The sequence below is a fragment of the Paenibacillus roseus genome, from assembly GCF_016424485.1.
In the GTDB taxonomy this organism is placed as follows: Bacteria; Bacillota; Bacilli; order Paenibacillales; family Paenibacillaceae; genus Paenibacillus_D; species Paenibacillus_D roseus.
Map to the genome: position 1 here is coordinate 1 of NZ_JAELUP010000006.1, position 23,641 is coordinate 23,641.

Consider the following 23,641-nt stretch of genomic DNA (forward strand, 5'->3'; position numbering starts at 1 on the left):
CAATAGTAGTTGTGCGACACAAGACCTACATCGATAGAATACCTTATTTTTCCTCGTCAGTATATAACATAATTCTACACTGTTCAACATCACTTGTATAAAAAAACATTAAATTTGTATAAAGTTTCTCTAAAATTCGACAAAGAAAAAATCAGGAAAAACAAAAATATCAGCAAAAAAGCCTAGTTTACACAAGTTCCAGCAATGTTTCTTCAACAAAATCAGGTGCGCTCTTCTTCATCTGCTCTACAGTATGCAAATAGCGCTGAGTTGTATTAATATGCGTATGGCCTAGCGTTTCCTGGACTTGCTGCAAAGAAGCTCCTTTTAATAACGCGAGTGTCGCACTGGTATGTCGGAGCCAGTGCGGGGTAGGACGTTTTTCCGAGATCGTATGTTCGGCCGCAGATCGAATGATTCTTTCGACCTGTCTGGTTGATATCGAAAATAGGCGGCCATCAGCCTTCTGAGGGTTCTGCTCCCGATAGCTGCTCAAATAGCTCCATAGCTGGCTTGGAACTTTCACCTGGCGTTCCTTTCCTCCTTTTCCGTTCACGATATGCAACCAGATAAAGTTGCCTGTCGGATCCTTATGAAAGTTGCTCCACTTGATTCCGGTTAATTCGGAGACACGAAGGCCGAGGGTTATCAAAGTGAGGGCTATCAGGTAATTTCGTGTATTTTGATGACTGAGCCAGGTCAGCATCTGCGAGGCTTCCTGACGTGTCAGATAGTGATGGCGGCTGGTGACTTTCACTTGCGGCAGCTTGATGGAATTTGCAGGATTATAGTCGACAAAGCCGATATTCGGCTCGCTTGCCCACTTGAAAAATGATTTTAACGGAGCAATAAGCGCCGCTACACTGGCCGGAGACAAAGCTTTACCGGACGAGCTGGCCGTACCTCGAACCAGACCGATTTTGAATTCCTCTACATCTCTCCATGTAACCTCCAATAATCTTTTCCCTGCATTAAAGCTGCGGAACAGCTTCAAAGCACGGCGGTAATTACGTATCGTGAATATGGAATGCCCGCAATAGCTCATGAAAGCCTCTACGATATCATCGTCACTCCATTTGTCATAATCCAGTACAGGTATTGTGCCGGAATTATTCATTTCGAGTATATTTTTTTTCTGCTCCATGAAGTTCCCTCCTAAGATGTAGTCGCACAACTACTATTGCACGACTCCGGCCAAGATGCATGAGGTAATTTATTACAGTCAATGCAAAGGGGTTCATTTGATGAGGTGGAATGTATGAATCTGCTACACAATCATCGGATTTGGCCAGGGAAAGGGAAGAGTTCAGAACCGCTCGTAGGTTGGTGGATGAAGAGATTGCGCGAGCATCATCTTCAAACGTATGACCATTGTGTCAGAGTAGCCCTGCTTGCAGATAAGATTGTCACTGCGCTGGGCCATGAGGAGCATCGTTTATCGATCATTAACGGTTGTTTCCTGCATGATTTAGGGAAAATATATATTTCTCTGGAAACTCTGGACAGTACCAGCAAGCTCAGCGACGAGGAATGGGAGCAGATCAGGCTTCATCCGGTTGCCGGATACCAACTGCTGCAATTTGCCGGGCTTGCGGGGGAGGTCCCGTCGTATGTTCTGCATCACCATGAACGCTGGGATGGAAGAGGTTATCCGTATGGTTTAAGGGGAGAAGAAATCCCGTTTGGCGCCAGATTGTGTGCGGTATCGGACGCCCTGGACTGTATGTTAACCCACCGTCCATACCAGAGAAGTATGAATGTGGATCAAGCACTAATAGAGTTGCAAAAAAACGCAGGAACACAGTTTGACGAACAGATCGTTCAGACCGTATTCAATCTTTCCGATGAACTCTATCGGATGTACGCGCTCAAGCTGGGGGCTACACAATCCATTGAAAGGTGAAGGAGGCAATGTGGATGAGCGGTTCCGAACAGAATCAGTATGTTGAATTTGGCATGGGATCAGAAAGCTACGCGATTCTAATTTCCGACATCCATGAAATTATTCGAATGCAGGCTATTACCGAAATCCCGGATGGTCCGCTGTATATGAAAGGGGTTATTAACCTCCGGGGCAATATCGTTCCGGTAATCAGTCTCAGAAACTTGTTTATGATGGAGGAGGCGCCTTATGGGAAGACAACCCGTATTATTGTAATCAAACATAGGGAGGATGCTCTTGGGATTATCGTGGACAGAGTGAACAAGGTTGTCAGGTTCCAAGATATTCAGACTCCTTTGCTTCAGGGAGGTGAGATGTACGGCGCCCGGATTTCTGGAATTGGGATCGGGCCGGACATGCTTGTGGGCATTCTAAAGCTCGATGAGTTGCTGACCGGTCGCTATCATTTCAGCTAACAGGCAAGTGCTTCACGAGCAGGACAAAAATAAAGAGATGAATAAACAGATAAGGGTGATAGATGATGAAGTGGTATTACAATTTAAAGACAAGCTCGAAACTTATCTCGGCATTTTTGATTCTTGCAACGTTAATGGCGGGCGTCGGTACGTATAGCTTGACTAATTTAAACAAGTTAAACAACTCTCTCGAAGACATGTATGCCAATCAACTGGTAGCAGTACAATCAATTCTGGAAACCAAAGCAAATCTCAATGAATTGCGACTGGTTCTTCGCAGACTGTACATGTCTACAGATGGGGCCCTTACACAAAATTCGCTTGAAATTGCAAAGTCCAACAGGCAGAACATTGCAGCGGGACTGTCCACATTCAGCCAAACGGAATTGAGCCAGGCATCTTCCAATATACTACCGCAGGTCGAAGCAGCGATGGATGACTACTTTGCTGTCTATGATGAAACGATCCGTTTGTTCCAGCAAGGCAATCTGGACAAGATGATGGAGAAGATCGAGACCGATGTCACGCAGAAGGCCGACGTCCTGACACCTTTATTGGATAAGCTGCTCGATACTAATATCGCCGAAGCGGGCCAGTCACGCGACAATGGCGCTCGTACATACACGCTCTCCCGAAATATTATGGTCGGCGTCATCATTTTAGTGGTTCTGTTAAGTATTTTGCTGGGTACTTTTATTTCCAGATCGATTGCCAATCCGTTATCACGCGTGGTCAAGCTGTTGTCCAAGGTTGCGGCTGGGGATTTGCGGGAAAAAGCGGAAATCCACACCAAAGATGAAATTGGCGCGCTGGGCATGGCCATCGATCAGATGATCGTGAATCTGGGCGGTATCGTATCAGGCGTCATCGAAAGCGCAAAAAATTTGTCTTCATCCGCGCAGCAAATTTCGGCGACCAGCGAGGAAATTGCCAGCGGCAATGCCAACCAGGCTGAAGCTGCACAAACCATTAGCGAGCTGTTCAGAGAACTGACGGATGCGATCCAGTCCGTAGCCCACAATACGGAGCAAGCGGCAGAGTTGTCCGAGGAAACGGTCGAGATATCAAAGTCAGGCGGGGAAGTTATTGAGTCCTCACTCTCCAGCATGGAGGAGGCCGGCAGCAAAATGTCCCGTCTGGAAGAGGATTCCCGCCGGATTGGAGATATCATTGAAGTTATTGAAGATATTGCCGATCAGACTAATTTGCTTGCACTGAACGCTGCAATCGAGGCGGCGAGAGCCGGTGAGCAGGGCAGGGGCTTTGCAGTCGTAGCAGATGAGGTGCGCAAGCTGGCGGAGAGAAGCAGCGACGCCACCAAGCAGATTACCGGCATCATTAAAGGAATGCAGGAAAATACAAGGGAGAGTGTGATCGCGGTCAAAGAAAGCGGCGCATACTCCCAAAAAACAAATGCTTCATTCGCCCAAATCTCCAACAACATTATTCAAGCCGGTCATAAAGTATCGGAGATCGCAGCGGCCAGCGAGGAACAGGCGGCACAGGCATCCAATGTCATGGAGGCAGTGGAAAGCATCTCGGCTGCTACCGAAGAGGCTGCGGCCGCAAGCCAGGAGGCGGCTGCCATCGCCCAATCCATGGCCCAGCTTGCCGAGGAGTTGGAGCAGTCTGTGGCCGTGTTTAAAGTTTAGACTCCACCATCTGTAACAAGGTCTTGCCCAGTAAGTCTCTATAACAAAAAAGTTGGATGGAAAAACAAAATGTTTTCCGTCCAACTTTTTTGCGTACTTGCTTGTGCAGGAAGGAATCGAATCGGGTGCCTGCCGCCTTTCAGCCAGGTTTGATGAGATGACCTATTTGCCGGGACTTATTCTTCTTCCAATAATTCCAATAAATGGTGAGTATCAGTCCACCCCATGGCGACGTTCTCCAGCGTTTGTCCGCCGATCGTATAAGTTCCCCGTTCCAACTCTACGCCCCCAAGCTTCTTGTAGAAGGCAAGCGACGGATTGTCTATTAATACCCATGCCAGCAGGGAGGTCATGCCTTGATCATGAAGGTCTGCCGACATGCTTCCAAATGCGCATGTGCGATTCCATAAGCGTCCTCCGCAGCCGCCCGTCTGATATTCATGCCAGCAGCAACTCCTTTCATGCTTTTCATCTTGTCACTTTCTAACTCTACAGATAGTCCCCGGCGGCATCTGTCTCTATATAGATAGAGATTAGCACGATGGCTAGCTCATCCCCGATGTTTTTCACCAGATGGGGAATACAGGCATTCCAGGAGAAAGAATCCCCTTCCGTAAATTCAGCCGAGTCCTCACCTTGTACAGCAAAAATTCTCCCCTTGATAACCATGTGTACCTCCTCGCCTTCATGCGCGTGAGGCTCTGCACCTGTGGAAGCGCCTGGAGGAAGCTCAACCAGCATCATCCGGACATTTTTCGTAGAGCTCAGATGCTCAACCTTCAATCTTTCTGACCCGCTGGTGGTCATCTTACGCTCATGGCTGCGGACAATTTGCATTTGTTCGTCCTTTTTCAGCAGCAAATAGGCCAGCGGCACCCTGAGTGCCCGGGCGATATTCTCCAATGTAGCAATAGAGGGGGAGGTTTTATTCGTTTCAACTTGGCTTATGAAGCCCTGGGACAATCCCGTTTCCTCGCATATTTGAGCGATTGTAATTTTTTTGCGTTGGCGGATGGCCCGTATGTTGGAGCCGATATCCATGCTTGATACACACCTTTCAAGGAAACTGGCCCAGAGGCTGGTTCCGTTTATAGAATTCATAGTAACAATTTTCTGATTGACACACCAGCACAAACCAAATATATTGGTAATATAAAATTTAATTTTATATTACCAATATATTAATAGACATCCTTGCTGAAACTCAATACGCAACTAGGAGGCCAAAAGAATGAATCCGCATTATGCCTATGATATTGAACTGCCGCGGGATGTACAGCCGGACCGTCAATATAGCGTATCTGTGGACAATATGCAGGATGATGTGAAGTGGCTGCAGGCAGACGCAAGTATTAACAATTCAAACTAAGGAGTGAGTGATTATCATGATTCCATCTTACTTTTTTGCGCACGGAGCGCCTTCAATCGTTCTTGAGCACAATGGTTACACTGAGTTGATGAGTAATTTCGCCGGAAGCACGCCAAAACCAAAAGCGATCGTTCTGTTCTCCGCGCATTGGGAGCAGCCGGTGCAGACGGTAAGCACGGCAGAGCAATACAGCACCATTTATGATTTTGGCGGCTTTCAAGATGAGCTGTACCGGATGACCTACCCTGCAAAAGGAGATCAGGTGCTGGGCAGCCAGATTCAGACGTTGTTCGCAGAGCATGGCATTGAGAGCCATAGCGACAGTGAACGCGGGCTTGACCACGGGGCATGGGCCGTGCTTAAACTGCTGTACCCGGAGGCGGATATACCTGTTGTGGCGCTGTCAGTCAACCGCCATTTGACCAATGCGCAGCAGTACGAGATTGGAAAGGCGCTGTCGAAGCTTCGGGAGCAGGATGTACTGATTATCGGCAGCGGCGGCACGGTGCATAATTTGCGTAGACTGGATTGGCGTGCAGACGGGGTTGACGAATGGGCCGGAGAGTTTGATAATTGGCTTCAGAGCAAGCTTGAGGCATGGGATACAGAAGCGCTGTTCAATTACAGAGAGCTTGCCCCTTATGCTGCAGAAGCCGTACCGACGAATGAGCACTTTATCCCGCTGCTGCTGGCAATGGGGAGCGGGGATGCGAACCGTCAGGCCAAGCTGATTCACCGCAGCTACCAATACGGCAATTTGAGCCTGAGCTGCTGGCAGTTTAATTAAACGCTTGTTTGTACTTGATTGGACAGAAGGAATGCCCTCGGACAGAGGGCTTTTTTGATTAAAGAAACAATTTCCATTTTAATGCCGTCTAATACCTAAAAGATTAAGGCGGTGTTGTGTTGCGGATTGTTTCTTACCTGATACTGTGGTTCTGCTTTACCTTCCTGTTTGCCTCGGCTGTACTGCTGGTGGAGTATGTTGAAGGCTTCAAGATCAGCACGACAGAATACTATGGTCTGCGCAAGCGCTCTGCTTCAGCTGAGTTGTAAAAGGGGTGTGCTGCCGGAGGCATTGCCGGGATATATCAGAAGATGATAAGATTGGACTGTGGAACAAGGCCGCGCTGCGCCCTTGTGTTAGTGAGGAAGACAGGATTTGCTGTGTATTCAACTAATGGAGGTCGAACATTTATGAAAGCGCTATTTATCGGAGGCACAGGAACGATCAGTTCGGCGATTACGAGACAATTGCTGGAGCAAGGATACGAGCTGTATTTGATCAATCGGGGAAGACGGAATGCTGATTTGCCTGCCGGGGCACATATTATTCAGGCAGACATTCATGACGAGGCCCAGGTTGCCAGTCTGATTGAGGATATGAGATTCGATGTTGTGGCTGATTTCATCGCCTTTGAGCCTGCACATCTGGAGCGGGATTACCGTCTGTTCAAAGGAAAAACGAAGCAGTTCATCTTCATCAGTTCGGCATCGGCATACCAGACTCCGTTATCGGATTACAGAGTAACGGAGAGCACGCCGTTATCCAATCCATACTGGGAGTACTCTCGCAATAAAATTGCTTGCGAGGATTATCTGCTGAGGCTGTACCGAGAGGAAGGATTCCCGATTACGATTGTAAGACCGAGCCACACGTATGACGAGCGTACCATTCCATTAGGCGTGCATGGCAGCAATGGCACTTGGCAAGTAGCCAAGCGCATGATGGAGAATAAACCGGTCATCATCCATGGTGACGGCACTTCCCTGTGGACGATGACCCATAACCGTGATTTTGCCAAAGCCTTTATTGGACTTATGGGCAACATTCATGCGATCGGAGAATCGGTTCAGATTACTTCCGATGAATCAGTAACCTGGAATCAGATTTATGAGGTTATTGCCGATGCGCTTGGTGTTAAACTGAATGCGGTCCATGTGTCTTCCGAATTTCTCGCTGCATGCAGCAAGGAGGATTATCGCGGAAGTCTGCTTGGGGACAAGTCCAACACAGTGGTATTCGATAATGCCAAAATCAAACGACTGGTACCCGATTTCGTAGCGACAACCCGCATGGATCAAGGCATCCGGGAGACCATTGCTTACATTCTGGCACACCCGGAGCTTCAAACGGTCGATGAGGAATTTGATATCTGGTGCGACAAGGTGATCGGCGCTCTGGATGCGGCAATTACAGCTATAAATGTCTAGAAGCTGTTGAAATAGCAGATACCGCTTATCAGGGTTGGCTTTTGCCAATGCGCTTGTTGAACCGGTCTACACGGCCGCCTGTAGACACCTTACGAAGTTTACCGGTGTTAGAATGGATGGGATGCGGAGCTGGTCTCTACCCGAATGACCGGGTAGCTCTGACCGTCTTCCCATTCCATCAGCTCATATGCCTTCTCTCATCACAACCCACTCCTTGTATAGTAAATTTTACACTTTGGTACATATAAATATAGTTGTATCTAGTACTAGTGTCAACTATTTTGCCCCATTCCATCGAATTTTAAACATTCCTCGCCACATTAATGATTTGCTTATTTGGCAAAATTGTATTAACATATAAATTGTAATGATTCTAAACTATTTCTTGAACTCTTTAATGCAACTTATACAAACCCAATGAAGTTTTGAACAGAGAAGCAGTTGACATATAAGAGGAGGTGTCTCCATTAATGACTACTATAGCTGATGAAATTACGAGACTGAATAAGCAGCTTGCGGCAAAGGGTTATAAGCTTACGACCCAGCGGGAGGCGACTTTGCAGGTGCTGCTTGAGCATGAAAACGATCATTTGAGCGCAGAAGACGTGTTCATGCTCGTTAAGCAGAAAAATCCGGATATCGGCATCGCTACAGTGTACCGGAATTTGGAGCTGTTTTCCGAGTTGCACATTGTGGAGAAGATGAACTTTGGCGACGGCGTAGTCAGGTTTGACCTGCGCAGTGATGATCATGAGCACATGCACCATCATTTGATCTGCAATTCCTGCGGTTCCTTGAAGGAAATTAAAGACGACTGGCTGACAGAACTGGAAGAACGCCTGGAGCGCGAATACGGGTTTAAGGTACTGGATCACAGATTGGATTTTACGGGTGTATATCATAGCTGCAAAGATAATAATTGCAAGAAGAAACATAAAGCTGTCTCCTGAGTGACTTGCGTGACGGGGGCAGGAGGGAAGAGCCTTTCCATGGAAAGTGGAGAGACTCTTTTTTAATTGTCATCCAGCTAACATGTCCGTATGAAAAATTGAGAATGATCACTTATATATGTAAGTTAAGCGCTCACTTGGAGTTTAATGACGTCTAATAGCGAATTATGGCGGTTGCCTGTATGCAAAATTTCGACTATAATGAAAAAATTTACGCGGTGAAACAGGGGACCGTCAGATCAGAAGTAAAAAATCAGATTAGGGAGAGGGATGGACTACAGTGGCTCACTATTATTTGGAACCATCACGCACATTTAGTGAATTTTTGTTAATTCCTAACTTGACGACAAAGGAATGTACGCCAAGCAATGTGAAATTGACAACACCAATTACGAAATTTAAACGCGGCACACAGCCGGACATTGCACTCAATATTCCATTCTCGTCTGCCGTTATGCAGTCCGTATCCGACCATAACTTGGCGACCGCGCTAGCGCAATGCGGCGGGATTTCATTTATTTTCGGCTCCCAGTCTGTAGAGGATCAGGCTGCGATGGTGCGCAAGGTAAAAGAACATAAAGCAGGCTTTGTTGTAAGCCGCTCTAATCTGACTCCACAGCATACGCTCAAGGATGTACTGGATCTGAAGGAGCAGAATAACCACTCGACAGTAGCCATCACGGATGACGGCACGCCGCGCGGCAGACTGCTCGGTATTGTAACGAGTCGCGATTACCGAATCAGCCGCGACTCGCTGGACAAGCAGGTCCAGGAGTTTATGACGCCATTCTCGTCTCTGATTTACGGTACTTCCGGAATTACACTGCCTGAAGCCAACGATTTGATTTGGCAGCACAAGCTGAATTGTCTGCCGATCGTCGATGATCAGCAGAAGCTGCAGTATCTCGTATTCCGCAAGGACTATGACTCCCATAAAGAGAACCCGCTCAGCCTGCTTGACAGCAACAAGAGCTATATCGTGGGAGCGGGCATCAATACCAAGGATTACGGCGAGCGTGTTCCTGCGTTGGTGGAAGCAGGTGTTGACATACTCGTGATCGACTCCTCGGACGGTTATAGCGAATGGCAGAAGGAGACGGTTGAGTACGTCAAAGCGAATTTTGATGTGAAGATCGGGGCAGGCAATGTCGTAGACCGTGAAGGCTTCCTGTACCTTGTGGAAGCAGGCGCTGATTTCGTTAAGGTTGGTATTGGCGGCGGCTCTATCTGTATTACGAGAGAGCAGAAGGGGATTGGCCGCGGTCAGGCTTCCGCTCTGATCGAAGTCAATGAAGCGAGAAACCAATATTTTGAGGAAACAGGCATCTACGTGCCAATTTGCTCGGACGGCGGTATCGTGCATGACTATCACATCACGCTGGCGCTGGCGATGGGTGCGGACTTCGTGATGATGGGCCGCTACTTTGCCCGCTTCGATGAGAGCCCGACCAAAAAGCTGAAGATCGGCAACAATTTTGTAAAAGAGTTTTGGGGCGAAGGCTCCAACCGTGCTCGCAACTGGCAGCGTTATGACGCTGGCGGCAAGCAGACGCTTGTATTCGAGGAAGGCGTTGACTCCTACGTGCCTTATGCGGGCTCATTGCGAGAGAACCTCGACAAGACGATTTATAAAATCAAATCGACCATGTGCAATTGCGGTTCCAACTCTATTGCCGAGTTGCAGCAAAATGCCCGGATTACGCTTGTCTCCGCTACAAGCCTTGTAGAAGGCGGAGCGCATGATGTAATCATGAAGGAAAGCAGCCTATCAGGCGAATAAACAGGGCATCAAGCATGATCCGGCCAGCAACTAAACGAAACGGCTGTTAAGAAAAATGAGCGATCAAAAGTCCAGCAAGGACTTTTAATCGCTCATTTAATTTTTCAGGCCAAGCCTGTAACGCCTTGCAACCTTTCTTTTGGGCGATGCGTCAGTGAGGATGAAAGCAGTACAAACTACAACATGAGAGATGAGGAGATTTCCCATGACAATGAAACGTAAACTATCAACGATCGCAATGGGTACCCTACTGACGATTTCACTGACTGGCCAGGCTTACGCAGCGCCTTCAACATTCACGGATCTTGACAAGACAGCTGTAAAGGCGCAGATTATGTCCTTGCAGGAGCAAGGAATTGTGAAAGGAGTGTCTGCATCGAAATTTCTCCCGGATCAAGTGCTAACCGCTGCTGAAGGCATACAATTGATTACCAATACGTTCCATCTGAGTCTTGCTGCGATTAGTTTTAACAAAGCGCCGACAGCCAGCGGCGTCTTCGATCATGTCAAGGATGATGCATGGTTTGCCGAAGCATTTATTAATGCGCATTTTAACGGCGTGGAAATTCCAAAAGATATTGATCCGCTCAAACCGCTGACTCGTGAAGAATTCACAATCTTCTTCATGCAGGCGATGGAAAAAAGCGGGCAGTTGCCGCTCATCAAGATTGCTCCGCCGGACATCAAAGACGGGGAACAGATTGCGGAGGGAAATCTCGGTCTGATTCAAAGATCGCTGATTATGAATATTAACAAGCTGGACAAGGACGGGAACTTCAACCCGCAAGAGCATATTACTCGCGCTGAGACAGCCAGCCTGATCTATACTGCCCTCGAATACTTGAAGGCTAATCCGCATCCTGCTGAATAAGACCGACGGCAGCCCCGGAAGCTGGCAGTGTCCCATTAATCGTATAGAAGCACTGCGAACAGAATCGTGGTGCTTCTTTTTTTGTGCAACAGGCTCGCAGGCAAGGGCAATACCGGTGTTGACGTCTTGAAAGGCGTATTCGGTTGTCCTATAATATGTGTTATGTGAACTGAACCGTGCATAAGGAATTTTAGTGATGTGCTGATGTGCTGGGGAAGGGCTATTATATCATCACTATAAAAGGAGAATTTCGGAATGGGTTATTCATCGGAAAATGGCTTGAATATGGATAGTGGTTTAGCCAGCGCGTCTATTTGGTTGTATTTGACTATTGTTTTGCTGATCGCAGCCCTCGCCCTCTATTTTTATTCAGCTAAAGTCAACCAATCCCAAACGGGCAATTTGAAGAAACAAGAGAGGGCGGAGTTGCGGAAGAAGTTCAAACGGTTTAGGCTGCTGGCGCACAGCGCTGCTCTACTGACATTCGTCTTCGGAATCGTAGTGCTTTTCAAAGCTACGGCGGGTCCGGATATCGAGACATTGAACTTCAATGTGCCGATCCAAGTGAGTGAGGACAAGGACTACGGAGCGGAACACACCAACGATCCTGTCAAATATGAATTGAAAATACCGACATCCGGCACGCATAGTCCTCATGACCTGAAATTCGGCTTCTACAAGGAAAAACCGGCAAATGAGCTGCTGGTGCATAATCTGGAGCATGGGGATATCGTTATTTACTACCGCCCGGATGCGGATGAAACGGTATTAAAGGAAATGGAATACTGGGCCGAGTTTACGAGGGGTGGATCAGGGGTTTTGACAGTACCGAACAGCGAAATACCAGAGGGAGATCAGCTTGTCGCCACTGCCTGGACGAAAACGATGGAGCTTAAGGACCGTGACCAGCAAAAAATCGGCACTTTCATTTATAAATATATGAACAAAGGGCCGGAGACAATCCCGCCGCAAGTCCGCAAGGGCGGGGGAACGATGTAGCGGATAATGCTTAGAATGGAGCCTGCACGAACATGAAACGATTCAAAAAATTTTATATTGAGATTACGAGCGTCTGTAATCTGGCCTGCAGCTTCTGTCCGCAAACGAAGCGACAGGCCAATTTCATCAAGACCGAGGACTTTACCCATCGGCTTGACCAGATCAAGCCTTATACCGACTTTATCTATTTTCATCTTAAAGGCGAGCCTCTCATGCACCCGAAGATCGATCAGTTGCTGGATATCAGCCATGAGAAGGGTTTTAAAGTGAATATAACAACCAACGGGACGTTGCTTCATAAGGTGAAGGATAAAATTTTGACCAAGCCTGCAATTCGTCAGATGAATTTCTCGCTTCATAGTTTTGACGGCCATGAAGGCTCAGAGGATAAGGACGGTTATATTACAAGCGTGCTCTCTTTTGTCAGGGAAGCGATGGAGAAGACAACGATGATTATTTCGCTGCGGTTGTGGAACCTTGATATGAATAACGCCACCAATGCCGAGCGTAACCGGAATCGCGAATTGCTTGGAGCTATTGAGAAAGAGTTCGGACTGGATTACAAGATTGAGGAGAAGGTAGAGCCGGGCAAAGGAACCAAAATTGCTGACCGTGTCTACATCAATCAAGATTATGAATTCCAGTGGCCGTCGCTTGATGCGGAGGAAGATGACGGCAAGGGCTTCTGCTACGGGTTGCGCAATCAGGCTGGCATTCTGTCTGACGGAACGGTTGTCCCATGCTGTCTGGATGGAGAAGGAGTCATCAATCTCGGCAACATTAACGTACAGCCCTTTGCAGATATTATTGAAAATGGCCGCGCGAAGCGTCTGATGGACGGCTTCTCCCGGAGGGAAGCTGTTGAGGAGCTTTGCCGCAAGTGCGGTTATCGCAAGCGGTTCGGAGCTTAATTCCACGGAATTTTTCCCCTGAGAAAGATTCCGTTTGTTGCGCTTTTGGTATATGATTTGGCACAACGGTTGCCGACGGGTTTGCAGTGCAAAGTTTTTTGGCAGTCGATCCACATCAGCCTGGTCATAAATCCTCGCGGACGCATCCAATAGTAGATGATCGAAGCGGGAGGCAGTGAGATGGCAAAATATCTAATTATCAATGCGGATGATTTTGGCCTGACAGAAGCTGTGAACAGGGGGATTGTCGAGGCCTACATAAGAGGTTGTGTCAGCAGCACCTCCATGATGGTCAATATGCCCGGACTTGAAGATGCGCTTAAACATGCCCGGTCACTTCCGGCGCTAGGGATTGGATTGCATTTCAACCTGACCTACGGTTTTCCGCTGGCTGATCCCAAGTCCGTATCTTCACTGATTAGGGATGATGGTTCGTTCCGGATTATCGGAACTGCAGCGCTGGATGAGGAGCGGCATATTGAAGCCGAACTGCAAGCCCAGTGGCAGTGTTTCATCCGTACAGGAATGTATCCGACGCATCTGGATGCACATCATCTTTTGCACCAGCATTATCCGGCTGTATACAGGGTAATGTCCAGGTTCGCTGCCAGAGAAGGCGTCCCGATGCGCACGGTGCAGCGGACTGATCTGAGGACTAATTTAGACGCTTTGGACGTACGGCCTTTAATGACTGACCGGATTATCCTCGATACGTATCACGCGCTGGGAAGCCTGGCGAGAATTTTACATTATCTGCAGGCACTCGATGAGGGAACAACAGAACTGACCTGTCATCCTGGCTATAGCGATCATACGCTCCAGGCCTTGTCGGATTGGACGAAGATGCGCGAATTGGAGTTGGCTGTACTATGCCGTCCCGAAATCAGGAAAACGATTTATGAGCAAGGCATTCAGTTGATTACGTATCGGTCGTTGCGCCGTTGCCGGCAGCCGTTAGCGTCGCCTGCCCGTCAAGGTGTATTTTAAGCTTGCAACTTGAATCGACGGAGATTACGGATGCGAGACTGCCAGGGGATAGAGCTGACCTTCGATAGCGAATGATGCATGCCCGGTTTCTTCGGAGACAACGAGCACGATCGCATCGCTTGTCTCTGACAAACCGATTGCGGCACGATGCCTGGTGCCGTAGCTTTCGCTTAATTTTGAGCTGTCTGAGACCGGTAAAATGTTTTTGGCTGACACAATCTCATTGGAACGGATCAGAACCGCGCCGTCATGCAGCGGATTGCCCGGATAGAAGATGGACTCGAGCAAATAATGACTTACCTTCGCCCCGATTATCGTTCCGTTGTGCAGCAACGGGAGAAGCGGTTCATTACGTTCCACTGCTATCAGAGCGCCGTGTCTTCTTGCGGACATGCTTTGTATAAAGCGGGACAACTCGTCATAGCAGTCGGTGTAGGGGGACAGGTAACAATTCAAATAGTAAAGTGCGGCTTTGGATTCGGCTTGAATAAAAGCTGCACGTACCGTCTCAAATTCGCTCAGCAGACATTTTCTCTCGTCATCCAGAGAATCAATCATTGTCTGAAGCTGATCGTTTACTTTGTTAAGTTGGGTTTTCAGTGACTCTCTTAACGAGGTCGAATCGCAATCACCTTGCAGGGAAATCATTATTTAATAACACCTCTGTTGAGCAGTTTGGCAGAATGGGTTTTGCTTTAATATACCCAGTTAGAGGACAATCTTTACATCTGAACAAGCAGATTTATTGAAAGGAGAAGGACTGGCATGACGCTGGAAATTGAACGAAAGTTTTTGCTGAAAGAAACAGTGGACAATTTGACCGAAAAAGGGATTCTTGCTGTACATACCAGACAGCGTATTGAACAAACGTACCTGGCGATTGATCCGGACCAGGAGATTCGTGTTCGCAAAATTGCCGACCTGCAAACAGGCGCTCTATCGTATACCCATACGTTCAAGAGGGGCAACGGACTCCTTAGGGAGGAAATTGAGTATGAGATTTCGCCTTCCATTTATGAACAGCTGACAGGGGCTTCAGGAGCGGTACCGCTCACCAAGGATCGGATTACGGCATACTGGAATAACCGGATTGTGGAGATTGACTGTTACGATCAGCTCGAACTGAATGTGCTCGAAGTCGAGTTTGCCTCGGAGCAGGAGGCTCGGGAATTTCAGGCGCTGGAATGGTTCGGCCAGGATATTACCGAAGAATACCAGTATAGCAACAAGACAGTTTGGTGTCAGTTGCAGCAGCGCCGCTAAGTATAGTCGGGAGGATGGCAATGAGGAGACTCGTTTTCTTTGTCGGCGGAGCAGGCGCAGGGAAGACCACGCTAGCCAAACGAATAGCTCGCAAGCATAAAGCTGTATTGCTGGATATGGATACGCTGTTGCGACCGGCGGCGGTTGTTGTTATGACAACAGCGGGGCTTGACCCGGACGACCGTGACTCGGAAGCCTACAAAACGCTGTGCCGCGATCTGGGCTACCGGATCACAATGGACGCCGCCTTGGAGAATGTGGAGCTGGGCAATGATGTATTTGTTATCGGTCCCTTCACCAAGGAGACAGGAGATGCGGAGTGGATTGAACGCGAACTCACGGCCATTGGGGCGACCCTGCGCGATGTTGAGGTGAAGGCGGTCATTGTTACGCTTGCCGATGATGAGGCCTACAGGAATCGGATCATGCAGCGAAGCTCCAGACTGGACGAGTGGAAGCTGAAAAATTGGGAGATTTTCAGCCGTTCGCTCGCCCCAAGAAGCATCGCCTGGAAGCTCCCGCCGACCTCAGTGCTTACCGTTGACAATTCTCTTCCTCTGACAGAGGAAAAGTTGTGGGATCTGGAACAATTTGTATATGATGAAGAAAGGGCTGCTGTCGGCCGGATGCACAGTGAACCTTCATCTACCAGTGCTAAAGCACCGGCGGATGAAGGGTGACCGGAATTATGAAAGTGTGAAGGTATACCGCAAAATAGATATGCTTTGGAGCAAGGGGAGCGAAAAGTAAGACTTTCGGAGCCTCTTGCTTTTTTATTTTATAAACTAAAAAGGTCACGGGGAGGTAGTCAGAGGGCGCTGTATTCGGGTAGAGCGCTAAAGGGGGGCGGTATGATCATCCTTCTCCTGCTCACGGCATTCACGATTGAAATGGATTCAAATCGGACCGGTGCCAGCAGAATAAATGTACAAAGGCATCCATGTCATAAATGAAGTTAGTGCTTGCTTGCTGACAGATCTTTAATTCTTGCAGCAAGCTGCGATAATAAATGGATATCCGTATCTGACAATTCTCTGGCAATGGACAACAGGTGATCCAACTCTAATGATGTGATCTGATGCTCGGTCTCAAAGCTGTAGTTTAATTGTTGCTTCTGAAGCTGCACGTCTTTCTCTTCCTCCTCCCCAATCATCATTTCTTCCTTTGACGGTTTCGTAAATGGTCCATCCTTTCCAAGTAGCAGCCAGTCCAAAGAGACATTATAGGCTTCTGCAATAGCTACAAGAGCTTTCGTTCCTGGTGTCGAAGATCTCTTTTCGCTTTCCCAATCCCCAACATTGCCCGGAGAAACATGGATTTCATAAGAAAACTCAGCCATTGTCATTCCAAGCTCCTGTCTCAATTTTTTTAGTCTTCGCTTGATTGAATCCAATTAAAGTCACTCCCAGGATATTTTTGTTAAATAATATGCCAAATACAGTTTTATATTATAGCTTGTATTCGTTGTTGTATACGGTTTCGAGCATAAAAAACAAAATTATTCCATAATTGATGAATTACGTAAATACGTATGGTTTGTTGAATAAAATCGTATTTACGATTATAATGTCGAATATAAGGGCTTGAGTCCTAATTCTTCTTATTAACTATTAATTTGGTTTGAATGAAATGGTTATTTAGTTGGAACAAGATTGAAACATACTTGCGTATTCGTAAGGAGGAGGGAAAGGAGGATCGATATGACGGAGCAGCAACAAGCCGAATTATATTTGGAAATGTATGTATTCGAGTCGGAGCAGCTAATCGGACAACTTGAGGCGATCTTGCTTGAATGTGAGAAGTCGGGTAGTTTTGCTTCTGAGGCGGTGGATGAGATTTTCCGAAGCATGCATACGTTGAAAGGTTCAGCAGCAATGATGCAGTTTGCCTGCATATCGGAGGTGGCTCATGCGATTGAGGATTTATTTTACGCCCTTCGGCTTAATCCCCTTGATTCAGACAGCTTCGGTCAGCTATTCGAACTGATATTAACCGGCCTGGATTTTATCAAAGCAGAGACGCTCAAGCTCAGGCAAGGTCATGAGCCGGATGGCAACGCTGAGTCAATCGTAGCAGGGATAAAGTCCTTTCTGGACTATTGGAACAAAGCGGAGACGGAACGGGAATATATGGCAGTGGTCTTTTTTGACGAAGGCTGCCAAATGGAAAATGTACGCGCCTATAATTTGCTGCGGCAGTTGGCAGACAGGGGATTGGAACCGCTTTTTTATGAACCTGTCGGTATTTTGGAAGGCGAGGATACCGTAGACATCATCCGTAATGAGGGTTTCAAACTCAATCTTTGCTCGGCCAGTCCGGAGGAGGATATTCGTGATTGCCTGCACTCGATCGCATTTGTGCGTGAAGTCCAGCTAAGGCCAGTATCCCATCTGCAGAGTGACAGTCAAGTTACGGCAGTGGCGGATGAGGATTTTAAGGAAACAGCTTCCCAATACGAGAGAAGGGATATCCCGGCTCAGACACTGATCAGTGTAAATGTGGGCAAGCTTGATCAGTTGATGGACCTGGTAGGGGAACTGGTAATCGCTGAGGCAATGGTCACACAGCATGAGGAACTGAAGGATATCGCCTCGGATCACTTTCAGAAGGCTGCCGTGCATCTTAGAAAAATTACAGGCGAACTGCAAAATATCGTCATGTCGATTCGAATGGTTCCGCTTGCCACAACTTTTCATAAAATGCACCGGATTGTGCGGGATATGGGGAAAAAGCTGGACAAGGAAGTGGACATTCACATTATTGGTGAAGAAACGGAAGTCGACAAGAACATTATTGAGCACATCGCTGATCCCTTGATGCACTTGGTGCGAAATGCTGTTGATCACGGTATGGAGAACACCCAGGAGAGGCTGGCGGCGGGCAAGACGGCAATTGGAAGCTTGACCCTAGAGGCTCGGAATGCAGGAAGCGACGTCATAATACTAGTTCGGGATGATGGACGGGGGCTGGATAAAGACAAGATTTTCAATCGTGCCGTAGCGCACGGGCTGATTATTGGACGCGAACAGACGGACATGAGCGACAGGGAAATTTTCAACCTGATTTTTCTTCCCGGGTTTTCTACGAAGGAAAATGTAACGGAATACAGTGGCCGAGGCGTCGGAATGGATGTGGCGTTCAAGAACATTGAGAATGTCGGGGGGAGCATCGCAATCGAGAGCGTCAAGGGGGAAGGGACGGTTATCTCCCTGAAAATCCCGCTTACACTGGCAATTATCGACGGCATGAACGTTCGAGTAGGCAACTCGCGTTATACAATTCCGACAACGGCAATTCAGGAATCATTCAAGCCGCGGCTGACAGATACGCTTGTCGATCCCGTCGGCAATGAAATGATAATGCTTCGGGGTGAATGCTACCCGATCCTGCGGCTGCATGAGCAGTTCGGCAAAGGGGAGAGAGGCGGAAATCTGAATGATGGCGTACTGGTCGTTGTCGAGCAGGAAGAACGTCGGCTTTGCCTGTTGGTGGATGAACTGCTGGGGCAACAGCAGGTCGTCGTCAAAACGCTGCCTGCCTATATCCGCAATCTGAAGAAAATTAACGGTCTGGCCGGATGCACGCTGCTTGGTGACGGCAGCATCAGTCTGATCCTTGATGTCGCCGGACTGATGGATACGAACGGTGCTGCCAAGGGGAGGCTGCATCAAGGCATATTGAAACGCGAATAAATAATTCAACAAAAGGAGCGTCTGATCATGTACAACAGGTTGGACCAGGAGGAGCAGCACGAGGATGATGCCCAGAAGGACAAGTATCTGACGTTTGCCCTCGGGGATGAGGAATACGGAATCGAGATTGCCCATGTGACGGAGATTATTGGTATCCAGTCGATTACCGAGGTGCCGCAGCTCCCCGAGTTTATGATGGGAATTATCAATTTGCGGGGGAAAATTATTCCCGTTATGGATGTCCGGCTGCGCTTTCGCAAGCGGTTCAGAGACTATAATGACCGAACATGCATTATTGTCATCAACATCAAGGAATTGTCCATCGGGCTGATTGTCGACCGTGTAGCCGAGGTGATCTCTATTCCGCGCAGTGATATTGTGCCGCCTCCGGACATGAAGCAGGAAGGAAGCCGTTATATTCAGGGAATAGGCAAGGTTGGAGAACAAGTAAAGCTGCTGCTGGACTGCGATGAGCTGCTTAATTATTACGAAGTCGAGAGCTTGCATGAAGCGGGGCAACATAATACAGGAGGCTGAGTCTGATGCAATGGATAGCTAATATGAAGCTGGCCAAGAAGCTGACATTTTCTTTTATACTGATTGCGCTTATGGCAGGTGCTGTAGGTTTGATCGGAATTATCAATTTGAAGAAAGTTGATGAGCAATATTCGGATCTTTATGTGAATTTTGGCGTTTCTACAGGTGATTTGGGCAAGGCGGGTATTGCATTCCATTCCAACCGCAGCAACATGAGAAGCATTGTGTTGTCGGATGACTTTTCCAGGCAGCAGTCAATACTGGAAGATATCAAGGTCAAGGACAAAGAAGTAGCCGATATGCTGAACAAGTATGAGCAGAGCATCGTCACAGAGGAGATGCGCAACAGTTTCGACGAGTTGAAGCAGGCCATTGCCGTTTACAATAAAAATAGGGACCATATTGTAGATCTAGGGATGGCAGGCCGCAAGGAAGAGGCAAATCAGGAAATCGTTAAGGCATCAGGCCTTTCGGATCAGGCAACCACTCTGCTCGATAGAATGTTTGAGGACAAGCGCACTACAGGACTCCGATTGTCTGAGGAATACAGTGCCTCTGCCAACCAAACCGTAATTACCATGATTATTATCGTCATTGTAGCGGTAGCTGCGGCGATCGGACTCGGACTATTCATTTCCCGTATTGTAAGCCGGCCGGTCAGCTCGCTTGTAGGCGCTGCCCATCAAATGGCCGATGGGAACCTGGATGTCAACGTAGATGTTACTTCAAAAGATGAGATCGGGGTGCTGGCGCACGCCTTCCGCAAAATGGCCGAAAATATGAACGAGGTGCTGGGCAATATTCAGGCAGCTTCCGAACAGGTAGCTTCGGGTGCAAGACAGGTGTCCGAATCGGGCATGATTTTGTCCCAGGGTGCAGCTGAACAGGCCAGCTCTGTCGAGCAACTGACCGTATCGCTGGATGAGATATCATCGCAGACCAAACTTAATGCAGATACAGCCAGACAGGCCAACGAACTGGCGGAGAATGCCAAGGAAACGGCGCTGGCCGGGAATCGGCAGATGCAAGAAATGCTTAAAGCGATGGATGATATTAATACGGCCTCCGAGAATATCTCCAAGATTATTAAAGTGATTGATGAAATTGCCTTTCAAACCAATATTCTGGCCCTGAATGCAGCGGTTGAAGCTGCGCGGGCGGGTCAGCATGGGAAGGGCTTCGCGGTTGTGGCGGAAGAGGTTCGCAATCTGGCAGCCCGTTCTGCGGGAGCCGCCAAGGAAACGACGGATATGATCGAAGGCTCGATTCGGAAGGTGAAGGACGGCATGCAAATTGCGGTGGAGACAGCCGGAGCATTGAATAAAATTGTTGAAGGCGTATCGCGCGCAGCCAACCTCGTCGGTAATATCTCTGAAGCTTCCAATGAGCAGGCAGCAGGAATCTCCCAAATCAATCAAGGAATTCTGCAAGTCTCCCAAGTAGTGCAGACCAACTCGGCAACCTCAGAGGAGAGCGCCGCTGCAAGTGAGGAGCTATCCGGACAAGCGGCTTTGCTGCAAGAGCAGGTCGGCCGCTTCAGGCTGAAAAGATCCGTCAGGGGCAGTTATCGGGAATTAGACGACTTAAATCCAGAAGTGCTTCGCATGCTCGAGAATATGTCTGCACGCCGCAGTGCGCCAGCAGAGGACAGCTATGAAGAGACGCTTCACAGGACGTCGGCTTCGGCACAAATTCCGGTGAGCGATAAGGAATTCGGGAAATATTAATGGCTGCGGCAATTACTCAGGCTGAATTCAAGAGGTTGGCTGAACATATTCAGGCCCACTACGGCATTTACCTGAAGGATGAAAAAAAGTCGATGCTGGTGTCCAGACTGGACCCGTTGCTCAGTCAATATGGTCTGGGTAGCTTTGAAGAATTTTACCGATACGTGCTTAACGACAAGAGCGGAGAGGCTGCAACACGGCTGATTGACCGGATTACGACCAATCACACGTATTTTATGCGGGAAGCCGGACATTTCCGTTTTCTTCAAGAGAAGGCGCTGTCGGAGCTTGTCCCGCTTATTAAGAACAAGGATTTGCGCATATGGAGCGCCGGTTGCTCTTCGGGCCAGGAGCCATATACACTGGCGATGATTATAGACCAATTTTTTGAATCGGACAAGCACGGATGGGATACCAAATTACTGGCAACCGATTTGTCGCCTGCTATACTGGCTACTGCCATTCGGGGAGAGTATACATCAGAAGAAATCAGCACGCTGCCAGCTTCCTGGCGCAGCCTGTATTTCAAGCGGACAGCTAAAGGCTTATTCACGGTTAACGATGCGCTCAAGAAGGAAATCATATTTCGCAAGTTCAACCTGATGGATGAGGTGTTCCCGTTTAAAAGTCGATTTCATATCATTTATTGCCGGAACGTCATGATATACTTTGATGCAGAAACCAAGCTCAGGCTGCTCAAACGCTTCCATCAGTTTCTGGAGACGGGCGGATATTTGTTTATCGGACATTCGGAATCGATTGATCGGAGACTTACCGGATTTCGCTACGTGATGCCGGCAGTATACCGCAAGGAATAATCGCAGCTACGAGCTAGAGTCGTTGCCGAGAGTCTTTCCCGTTTCCTGCCGAGAGGAGGGAATGTGTGAACAACCATCAAATAAAGGTAATGATTGTGGACGCTTCCCGTCTGTTTCAGCAAGTCATTGCCAAAGGCCTGATCTCAGACAGTGGAATCGGCATCGCTGCGGCGGCGACTTATTTATACGATGCCAGAGACAAAATCCTGCTTCATCGTCCGGATGTGCTGATCTGTGAGATCAACCGACCGAATTTGGACGGCATGGCTGTTGCCCGGCAACTTCCCTCCCAGCGCGGCCTACCTGTTATTCTGATCGGCCAGTCGGATGCTGGGGCAGCAGCGGCAGTGGCTGAGTTAGGGGCGACAGCATTTATTCCGAAGCCGGACATCAACTCGCCGGAGGAAGTAAAGCTGTTCATTCTGCGGCTGATCCGCAACATCAGACTGGTCGCCGCTCCATTACCCGGCCGGGATACGGTCTGGTCCAACAGGAGTCATTCGCGGTTCAGACCGCGCAAGGATGTGATTGCAATCGGAGCCTCAACGGGAGGGACGGAGGCTATCGATGTACTGCTTCAAAGCCTCCAGTCGTCCCATCTGCCGGGCATTGTCATTGTGCAGCATATTCCGGCCATGTTCTCGCGCATGTTCGCAGAGCGGCTGGATCAGACCTTGCTTTTAAGTGTTCGCGAGGCCGTTGATGGCGATGAAGTCAAACCGGGGACCGTGCTGCTTGCGCCCGGCGAGCAGCATATGGAGCTTGTCCGTACTCTATATGGCTACAAGGTTCGCTGCTTCGAGGGCAGCAAGGTCAACGGACATTGTCCGTCCGTTGATGTTCTGTTCCATTCCGTCGCCAAAGCGGCAGGGGAGCGCAGCGTTGGCGTGCTGTTGACCGGTATGGGCATGGACGGGGCTGGCGGCCTCCTGGCGATGCGTCAGAGAGGCGCTTCGACGCTTGCCCAGGACGAGGCCTCAAGTGTCGTATACGGCATGCCTAAGGCTGCCTTCGAACGGGGAGCCGTGCAGCAACAGGTGTCCCTCTCCCGGATGGGGCAGACGTTAATGTCTCATCTTTAAACTACATCATACGAAAGGCTCTCGGTGAGTAAGAACCGAGAGCCTTTTTGCGATAAACAGAGTTATTTGGGGGCGCTGCTCTTGGTATTAAGATAGATGGGGGGGATAGGGATGTCGAAACAGAAGGGAGACGGTTCTGTGAGGAAATGTCCAGGTCAGAGAGAATATTAGGCCTCGTCTGCCGATACGCTATCATTCTTTCTGTCTTTCAACTGATCTTTGTTCTCCTGTTCTTCTTCGTCAAACAGGACGCGATCTTCATCATAGTACATATCAGGCTCCTCCTTCCGCAACTACTTTCACTTAATATAGAATAAAGGTATTAACGGGAGATTAAATTCAAATATTCTCCGTGTAAACAATTTCATATTTTTTAAAAGTCATAAAATTGGGTCATATTAACAGGAGAAATGAGAAAGGAGGCGCATGCC

The 23,641-nt window shown here is 48.4% G+C and carries 25 protein-coding genes and 1 pseudogene; 20 read left to right on the forward strand and 6 right to left on the reverse strand.

Going from position 1 to position 23,641, the window contains the following annotated elements; all coding sequences use genetic code 11:
• Window positions 1–187: 187 nt before the first annotated feature.
• Window positions 188–1,144, reverse strand: a complete 957-nt coding sequence (locus JFN88_RS02960; RefSeq protein ID WP_199017809.1) for a tyrosine-type recombinase/integrase — start codon at window positions 1,142–1,144, stop codon at window positions 188–190.
• Between the two features lie 114 nt (window positions 1,145–1,258).
• Between JFN88_RS02960 and JFN88_RS02965 the strand changes: the two genes are divergently transcribed.
• From JFN88_RS02965 to JFN88_RS02975, 3 genes are all read left to right on the forward strand, one after another.
• Entirely contained in the window at window positions 1,259–1,903 is a 645-nt protein-coding gene (locus JFN88_RS02965; RefSeq protein WP_199017810.1) for an HD-GYP domain-containing protein, read from the forward strand.
• 14 nt (window positions 1,904–1,917) lie between these two features.
• Entirely contained in the window at window positions 1,918–2,358 is a 441-nt protein-coding gene (locus JFN88_RS02970; protein WP_199017811.1) for a chemotaxis protein CheW, read from the forward strand.
• 65 nt (window positions 2,359–2,423) lie between these two features.
• Entirely contained in the window at window positions 2,424–4,010 is a 1,587-nt protein-coding gene (locus tag JFN88_RS02975) for a methyl-accepting chemotaxis protein (protein WP_199017880.1), read from the forward strand.
• A gap of 176 nt (window positions 4,011–4,186) precedes the next feature.
• Here the strand turns inward: JFN88_RS02975 and JFN88_RS02980 are convergent, their stop codons facing one another.
• The gene (locus tag JFN88_RS02980) at window positions 4,187–4,390 is read right to left on the reverse strand and encodes a GNAT family N-acetyltransferase (RefSeq protein ID WP_199017812.1); all 204 of its coding nucleotides are present in this window, start codon (window positions 4,388–4,390) and stop codon (window positions 4,187–4,189) included.
• 109 nt (window positions 4,391–4,499) lie between these two features.
• The gene (locus JFN88_RS02985) at window positions 4,500–5,051 is read right to left on the reverse strand and encodes a helix-turn-helix domain-containing protein (RefSeq protein WP_199017813.1); all 552 of its coding nucleotides are present in this window, start codon (window positions 5,049–5,051) and stop codon (window positions 4,500–4,502) included.
• Window positions 5,052–5,241: 190 nt separating this feature from the next.
• Between JFN88_RS02985 and JFN88_RS02990 the strand changes: the two genes are divergently transcribed.
• The 4 genes from JFN88_RS02990 (at window position 5,242) to JFN88_RS03005 (ending at window position 7,593) form a co-directional block, all read left to right on the forward strand.
• Window positions 5,242–5,379 (forward strand): hypothetical protein, encoded by a 138-nt coding sequence (locus JFN88_RS02990; RefSeq protein WP_199017814.1) that lies wholly within the window; start codon window positions 5,242–5,244, stop codon window positions 5,377–5,379.
• A 16-nt stretch (window positions 5,380–5,395) separates the two neighbouring features.
• Complete coding sequence (locus tag JFN88_RS02995) at window positions 5,396–6,166, forward strand: DODA-type extradiol aromatic ring-opening family dioxygenase (RefSeq protein ID WP_199017815.1); 771 nt, start codon at window positions 5,396–5,398, stop codon at window positions 6,164–6,166.
• 119 nt (window positions 6,167–6,285) lie between these two features.
• Entirely contained in the window at window positions 6,286–6,435 is a 150-nt protein-coding gene (locus JFN88_RS03000) for a hypothetical protein (protein WP_199017816.1), read from the forward strand.
• A gap of 141 nt (window positions 6,436–6,576) precedes the next feature.
• The gene (locus tag JFN88_RS03005; RefSeq protein ID WP_199017817.1) at window positions 6,577–7,593 is read left to right on the forward strand and encodes an SDR family oxidoreductase; all 1,017 of its coding nucleotides are present in this window, start codon (window positions 6,577–6,579) and stop codon (window positions 7,591–7,593) included.
• 28 nt (window positions 7,594–7,621) lie between these two features.
• Here the strand turns inward: JFN88_RS03005 and rpmE are convergent.
• Window positions 7,622–7,778, reverse strand: a pseudogene (gene rpmE, locus JFN88_RS03010) (50S ribosomal protein L31); the annotation flags it as partial.
• Window positions 7,779–8,063: 285 nt separating this feature from the next.
• Between rpmE and fur the strand changes: the two are divergent.
• From fur to JFN88_RS03040, 6 genes are all read left to right on the forward strand, one after another.
• Window positions 8,064–8,543, forward strand: coding sequence for a ferric iron uptake transcriptional regulator (gene fur, locus JFN88_RS03015; protein WP_199017818.1), 480 nt, complete (start codon window positions 8,064–8,066; stop codon window positions 8,541–8,543).
• Window positions 8,544–8,823: 280 nt separating this feature from the next.
• Window positions 8,824–10,323 (forward strand): IMP dehydrogenase, encoded by a 1,500-nt coding sequence (locus tag JFN88_RS03020; RefSeq protein WP_199017819.1) that lies wholly within the window; start codon window positions 8,824–8,826, stop codon window positions 10,321–10,323.
• A 205-nt stretch (window positions 10,324–10,528) separates the two neighbouring features.
• Window positions 10,529–11,194, forward strand: a complete 666-nt coding sequence (locus tag JFN88_RS03025; protein ID WP_199017820.1) for an S-layer homology domain-containing protein — start codon at window positions 10,529–10,531, stop codon at window positions 11,192–11,194.
• 255 nt (window positions 11,195–11,449) lie between these two features.
• Window positions 11,450–12,193, forward strand: coding sequence for a DUF3105 domain-containing protein (locus JFN88_RS03030; RefSeq protein ID WP_199017821.1), 744 nt, complete (start codon window positions 11,450–11,452; stop codon window positions 12,191–12,193).
• A 32-nt stretch (window positions 12,194–12,225) separates the two neighbouring features.
• Window positions 12,226–13,104, forward strand: a complete 879-nt coding sequence (locus JFN88_RS03035) for a radical SAM/SPASM domain-containing protein (protein ID WP_199017822.1) — start codon at window positions 12,226–12,228, stop codon at window positions 13,102–13,104.
• Window positions 13,105–13,284: 180 nt separating this feature from the next.
• Complete coding sequence (locus JFN88_RS03040) at window positions 13,285–14,091, forward strand: carbohydrate deacetylase (RefSeq protein ID WP_199017823.1); 807 nt, start codon at window positions 13,285–13,287, stop codon at window positions 14,089–14,091.
• A 24-nt stretch (window positions 14,092–14,115) separates the two neighbouring features.
• Here the strand turns inward: JFN88_RS03040 and cdaS are convergent, their stop codons facing one another.
• The gene (gene cdaS / locus JFN88_RS03045) at window positions 14,116–14,739 is read right to left on the reverse strand and encodes a sporulation-specific diadenylate cyclase CdaS (protein ID WP_199017824.1); all 624 of its coding nucleotides are present in this window, start codon (window positions 14,737–14,739) and stop codon (window positions 14,116–14,118) included.
• A 117-nt stretch (window positions 14,740–14,856) separates the two neighbouring features.
• Here cdaS and JFN88_RS03050 point away from each other — a divergent pair, with 117 nt between their 5' ends.
• Both JFN88_RS03050 and JFN88_RS03055 read left to right on the forward strand, forming a co-directional pair.
• Window positions 14,857–15,354 (forward strand): CYTH domain-containing protein, encoded by a 498-nt coding sequence (locus JFN88_RS03050; protein WP_199017825.1) that lies wholly within the window; start codon window positions 14,857–14,859, stop codon window positions 15,352–15,354.
• Between the two features lie 20 nt (window positions 15,355–15,374).
• Window positions 15,375–16,034, forward strand: coding sequence for a P-loop nucleotide/nucleoside kinase family protein (locus JFN88_RS03055; RefSeq protein ID WP_199017826.1), 660 nt, complete (start codon window positions 15,375–15,377; stop codon window positions 16,032–16,034).
• A 275-nt stretch (window positions 16,035–16,309) separates the two neighbouring features.
• Here JFN88_RS03055 and JFN88_RS03060 read toward each other — a convergent pair whose 3' ends face one another.
• On the reverse strand, window positions 16,310–16,747 hold the full coding sequence (locus tag JFN88_RS03060) for a helix-turn-helix domain-containing protein (RefSeq protein ID WP_332908426.1): 438 nt from the start codon (window positions 16,745–16,747) through the stop codon (window positions 16,310–16,312).
• A gap of 307 nt (window positions 16,748–17,054) precedes the next feature.
• On the opposite strand from JFN88_RS03060, the gene JFN88_RS03065 reads away from it, so the two are divergent.
• The 5 genes from JFN88_RS03065 (at window position 17,055) to cheB (ending at window position 23,210) form a co-directional block, all read left to right on the forward strand.
• Window positions 17,055–19,046: a chemotaxis protein CheA gene (locus JFN88_RS03065; protein WP_199017828.1), complete on the forward strand. Its 1,992-nt coding sequence runs from the start codon at window positions 17,055–17,057 to the stop codon at window positions 19,044–19,046.
• A gap of 27 nt (window positions 19,047–19,073) precedes the next feature.
• The gene (locus JFN88_RS03070) at window positions 19,074–19,583 is read left to right on the forward strand and encodes a chemotaxis protein CheW (protein ID WP_199017829.1); all 510 of its coding nucleotides are present in this window, start codon (window positions 19,074–19,076) and stop codon (window positions 19,581–19,583) included.
• Window positions 19,584–19,588: 5 nt separating this feature from the next.
• Entirely contained in the window at window positions 19,589–21,310 is a 1,722-nt protein-coding gene (locus JFN88_RS03075; protein ID WP_199017830.1) for a methyl-accepting chemotaxis protein, read from the forward strand.
• Window positions 21,310–22,128, forward strand: coding sequence for a CheR family methyltransferase (locus JFN88_RS03080; RefSeq protein WP_199017831.1), 819 nt, complete (start codon window positions 21,310–21,312; stop codon window positions 22,126–22,128). The genes JFN88_RS03075 and JFN88_RS03080 overlap by 1 nt, the downstream gene beginning before the upstream one ends.
• Before the next feature lie 65 nt (window positions 22,129–22,193).
• Complete coding sequence (gene cheB / locus JFN88_RS03085; protein ID WP_199017832.1) at window positions 22,194–23,210, forward strand: chemotaxis-specific protein-glutamate methyltransferase CheB; 1,017 nt, start codon at window positions 22,194–22,196, stop codon at window positions 23,208–23,210.
• The last annotated feature ends 431 nt before the right edge of the window (window positions 23,211–23,641 follow it).

Coding starts and splice junctions, on each gene's coding strand:
- JFN88_RS02960 (WP_199017809.1), bottom strand. CDS start 1,144: ATGGAGCAGAAAAAAAATATACTCGAAATGAATAATTCCGGCACAATA.
- JFN88_RS02965 (WP_199017810.1), top strand. CDS start 1,259: ATGAATCTGCTACACAATCATCGGATTTGGCCAGGGAAAGGGAAGAGT.
- JFN88_RS02970 (WP_199017811.1), top strand. CDS start 1,918: ATGAGCGGTTCCGAACAGAATCAGTATGTTGAATTTGGCATGGGATCA.
- JFN88_RS02975 (WP_199017880.1), top strand. CDS start 2,424: ATGAAGTGGTATTACAATTTAAAGACAAGCTCGAAACTTATCTCGGCA.
- JFN88_RS02980 (WP_199017812.1), bottom strand. CDS start 4,390: ATGTCGGCAGACCTTCATGATCAAGGCATGACCTCCCTGCTGGCATGG.
- JFN88_RS02985 (WP_199017813.1), bottom strand. CDS start 5,051: ATGGATATCGGCTCCAACATACGGGCCATCCGCCAACGCAAAAAAATT.
- JFN88_RS02990 (WP_199017814.1), top strand. CDS start 5,242: ATGAATCCGCATTATGCCTATGATATTGAACTGCCGCGGGATGTACAG.
- JFN88_RS02995 (WP_199017815.1), top strand. CDS start 5,396: ATGATTCCATCTTACTTTTTTGCGCACGGAGCGCCTTCAATCGTTCTT.
- JFN88_RS03005 (WP_199017817.1), top strand. CDS start 6,577: ATGAAAGCGCTATTTATCGGAGGCACAGGAACGATCAGTTCGGCGATT.
- fur (WP_199017818.1), top strand. CDS start 8,064: ATGACTACTATAGCTGATGAAATTACGAGACTGAATAAGCAGCTTGCG.
- JFN88_RS03025 (WP_199017820.1), top strand. CDS start 10,529: ATGACAATGAAACGTAAACTATCAACGATCGCAATGGGTACCCTACTG.
- JFN88_RS03030 (WP_199017821.1), top strand. CDS start 11,450: ATGGGTTATTCATCGGAAAATGGCTTGAATATGGATAGTGGTTTAGCC.
- JFN88_RS03035 (WP_199017822.1), top strand. CDS start 12,226: ATGAAACGATTCAAAAAATTTTATATTGAGATTACGAGCGTCTGTAAT.
- JFN88_RS03040 (WP_199017823.1), top strand. CDS start 13,285: ATGGCAAAATATCTAATTATCAATGCGGATGATTTTGGCCTGACAGAA.
- cdaS (WP_199017824.1), bottom strand. CDS start 14,739: ATGATTTCCCTGCAAGGTGATTGCGATTCGACCTCGTTAAGAGAGTCA.
- JFN88_RS03050 (WP_199017825.1), top strand. CDS start 14,857: ATGACGCTGGAAATTGAACGAAAGTTTTTGCTGAAAGAAACAGTGGAC.
- JFN88_RS03055 (WP_199017826.1), top strand. CDS start 15,375: ATGAGGAGACTCGTTTTCTTTGTCGGCGGAGCAGGCGCAGGGAAGACC.
- JFN88_RS03065 (WP_199017828.1), top strand. CDS start 17,055: ATGACGGAGCAGCAACAAGCCGAATTATATTTGGAAATGTATGTATTC.
- JFN88_RS03070 (WP_199017829.1), top strand. CDS start 19,074: ATGTACAACAGGTTGGACCAGGAGGAGCAGCACGAGGATGATGCCCAG.
- JFN88_RS03075 (WP_199017830.1), top strand. CDS start 19,589: ATGCAATGGATAGCTAATATGAAGCTGGCCAAGAAGCTGACATTTTCT.
- JFN88_RS03080 (WP_199017831.1), top strand. CDS start 21,310: ATGGCTGCGGCAATTACTCAGGCTGAATTCAAGAGGTTGGCTGAACAT.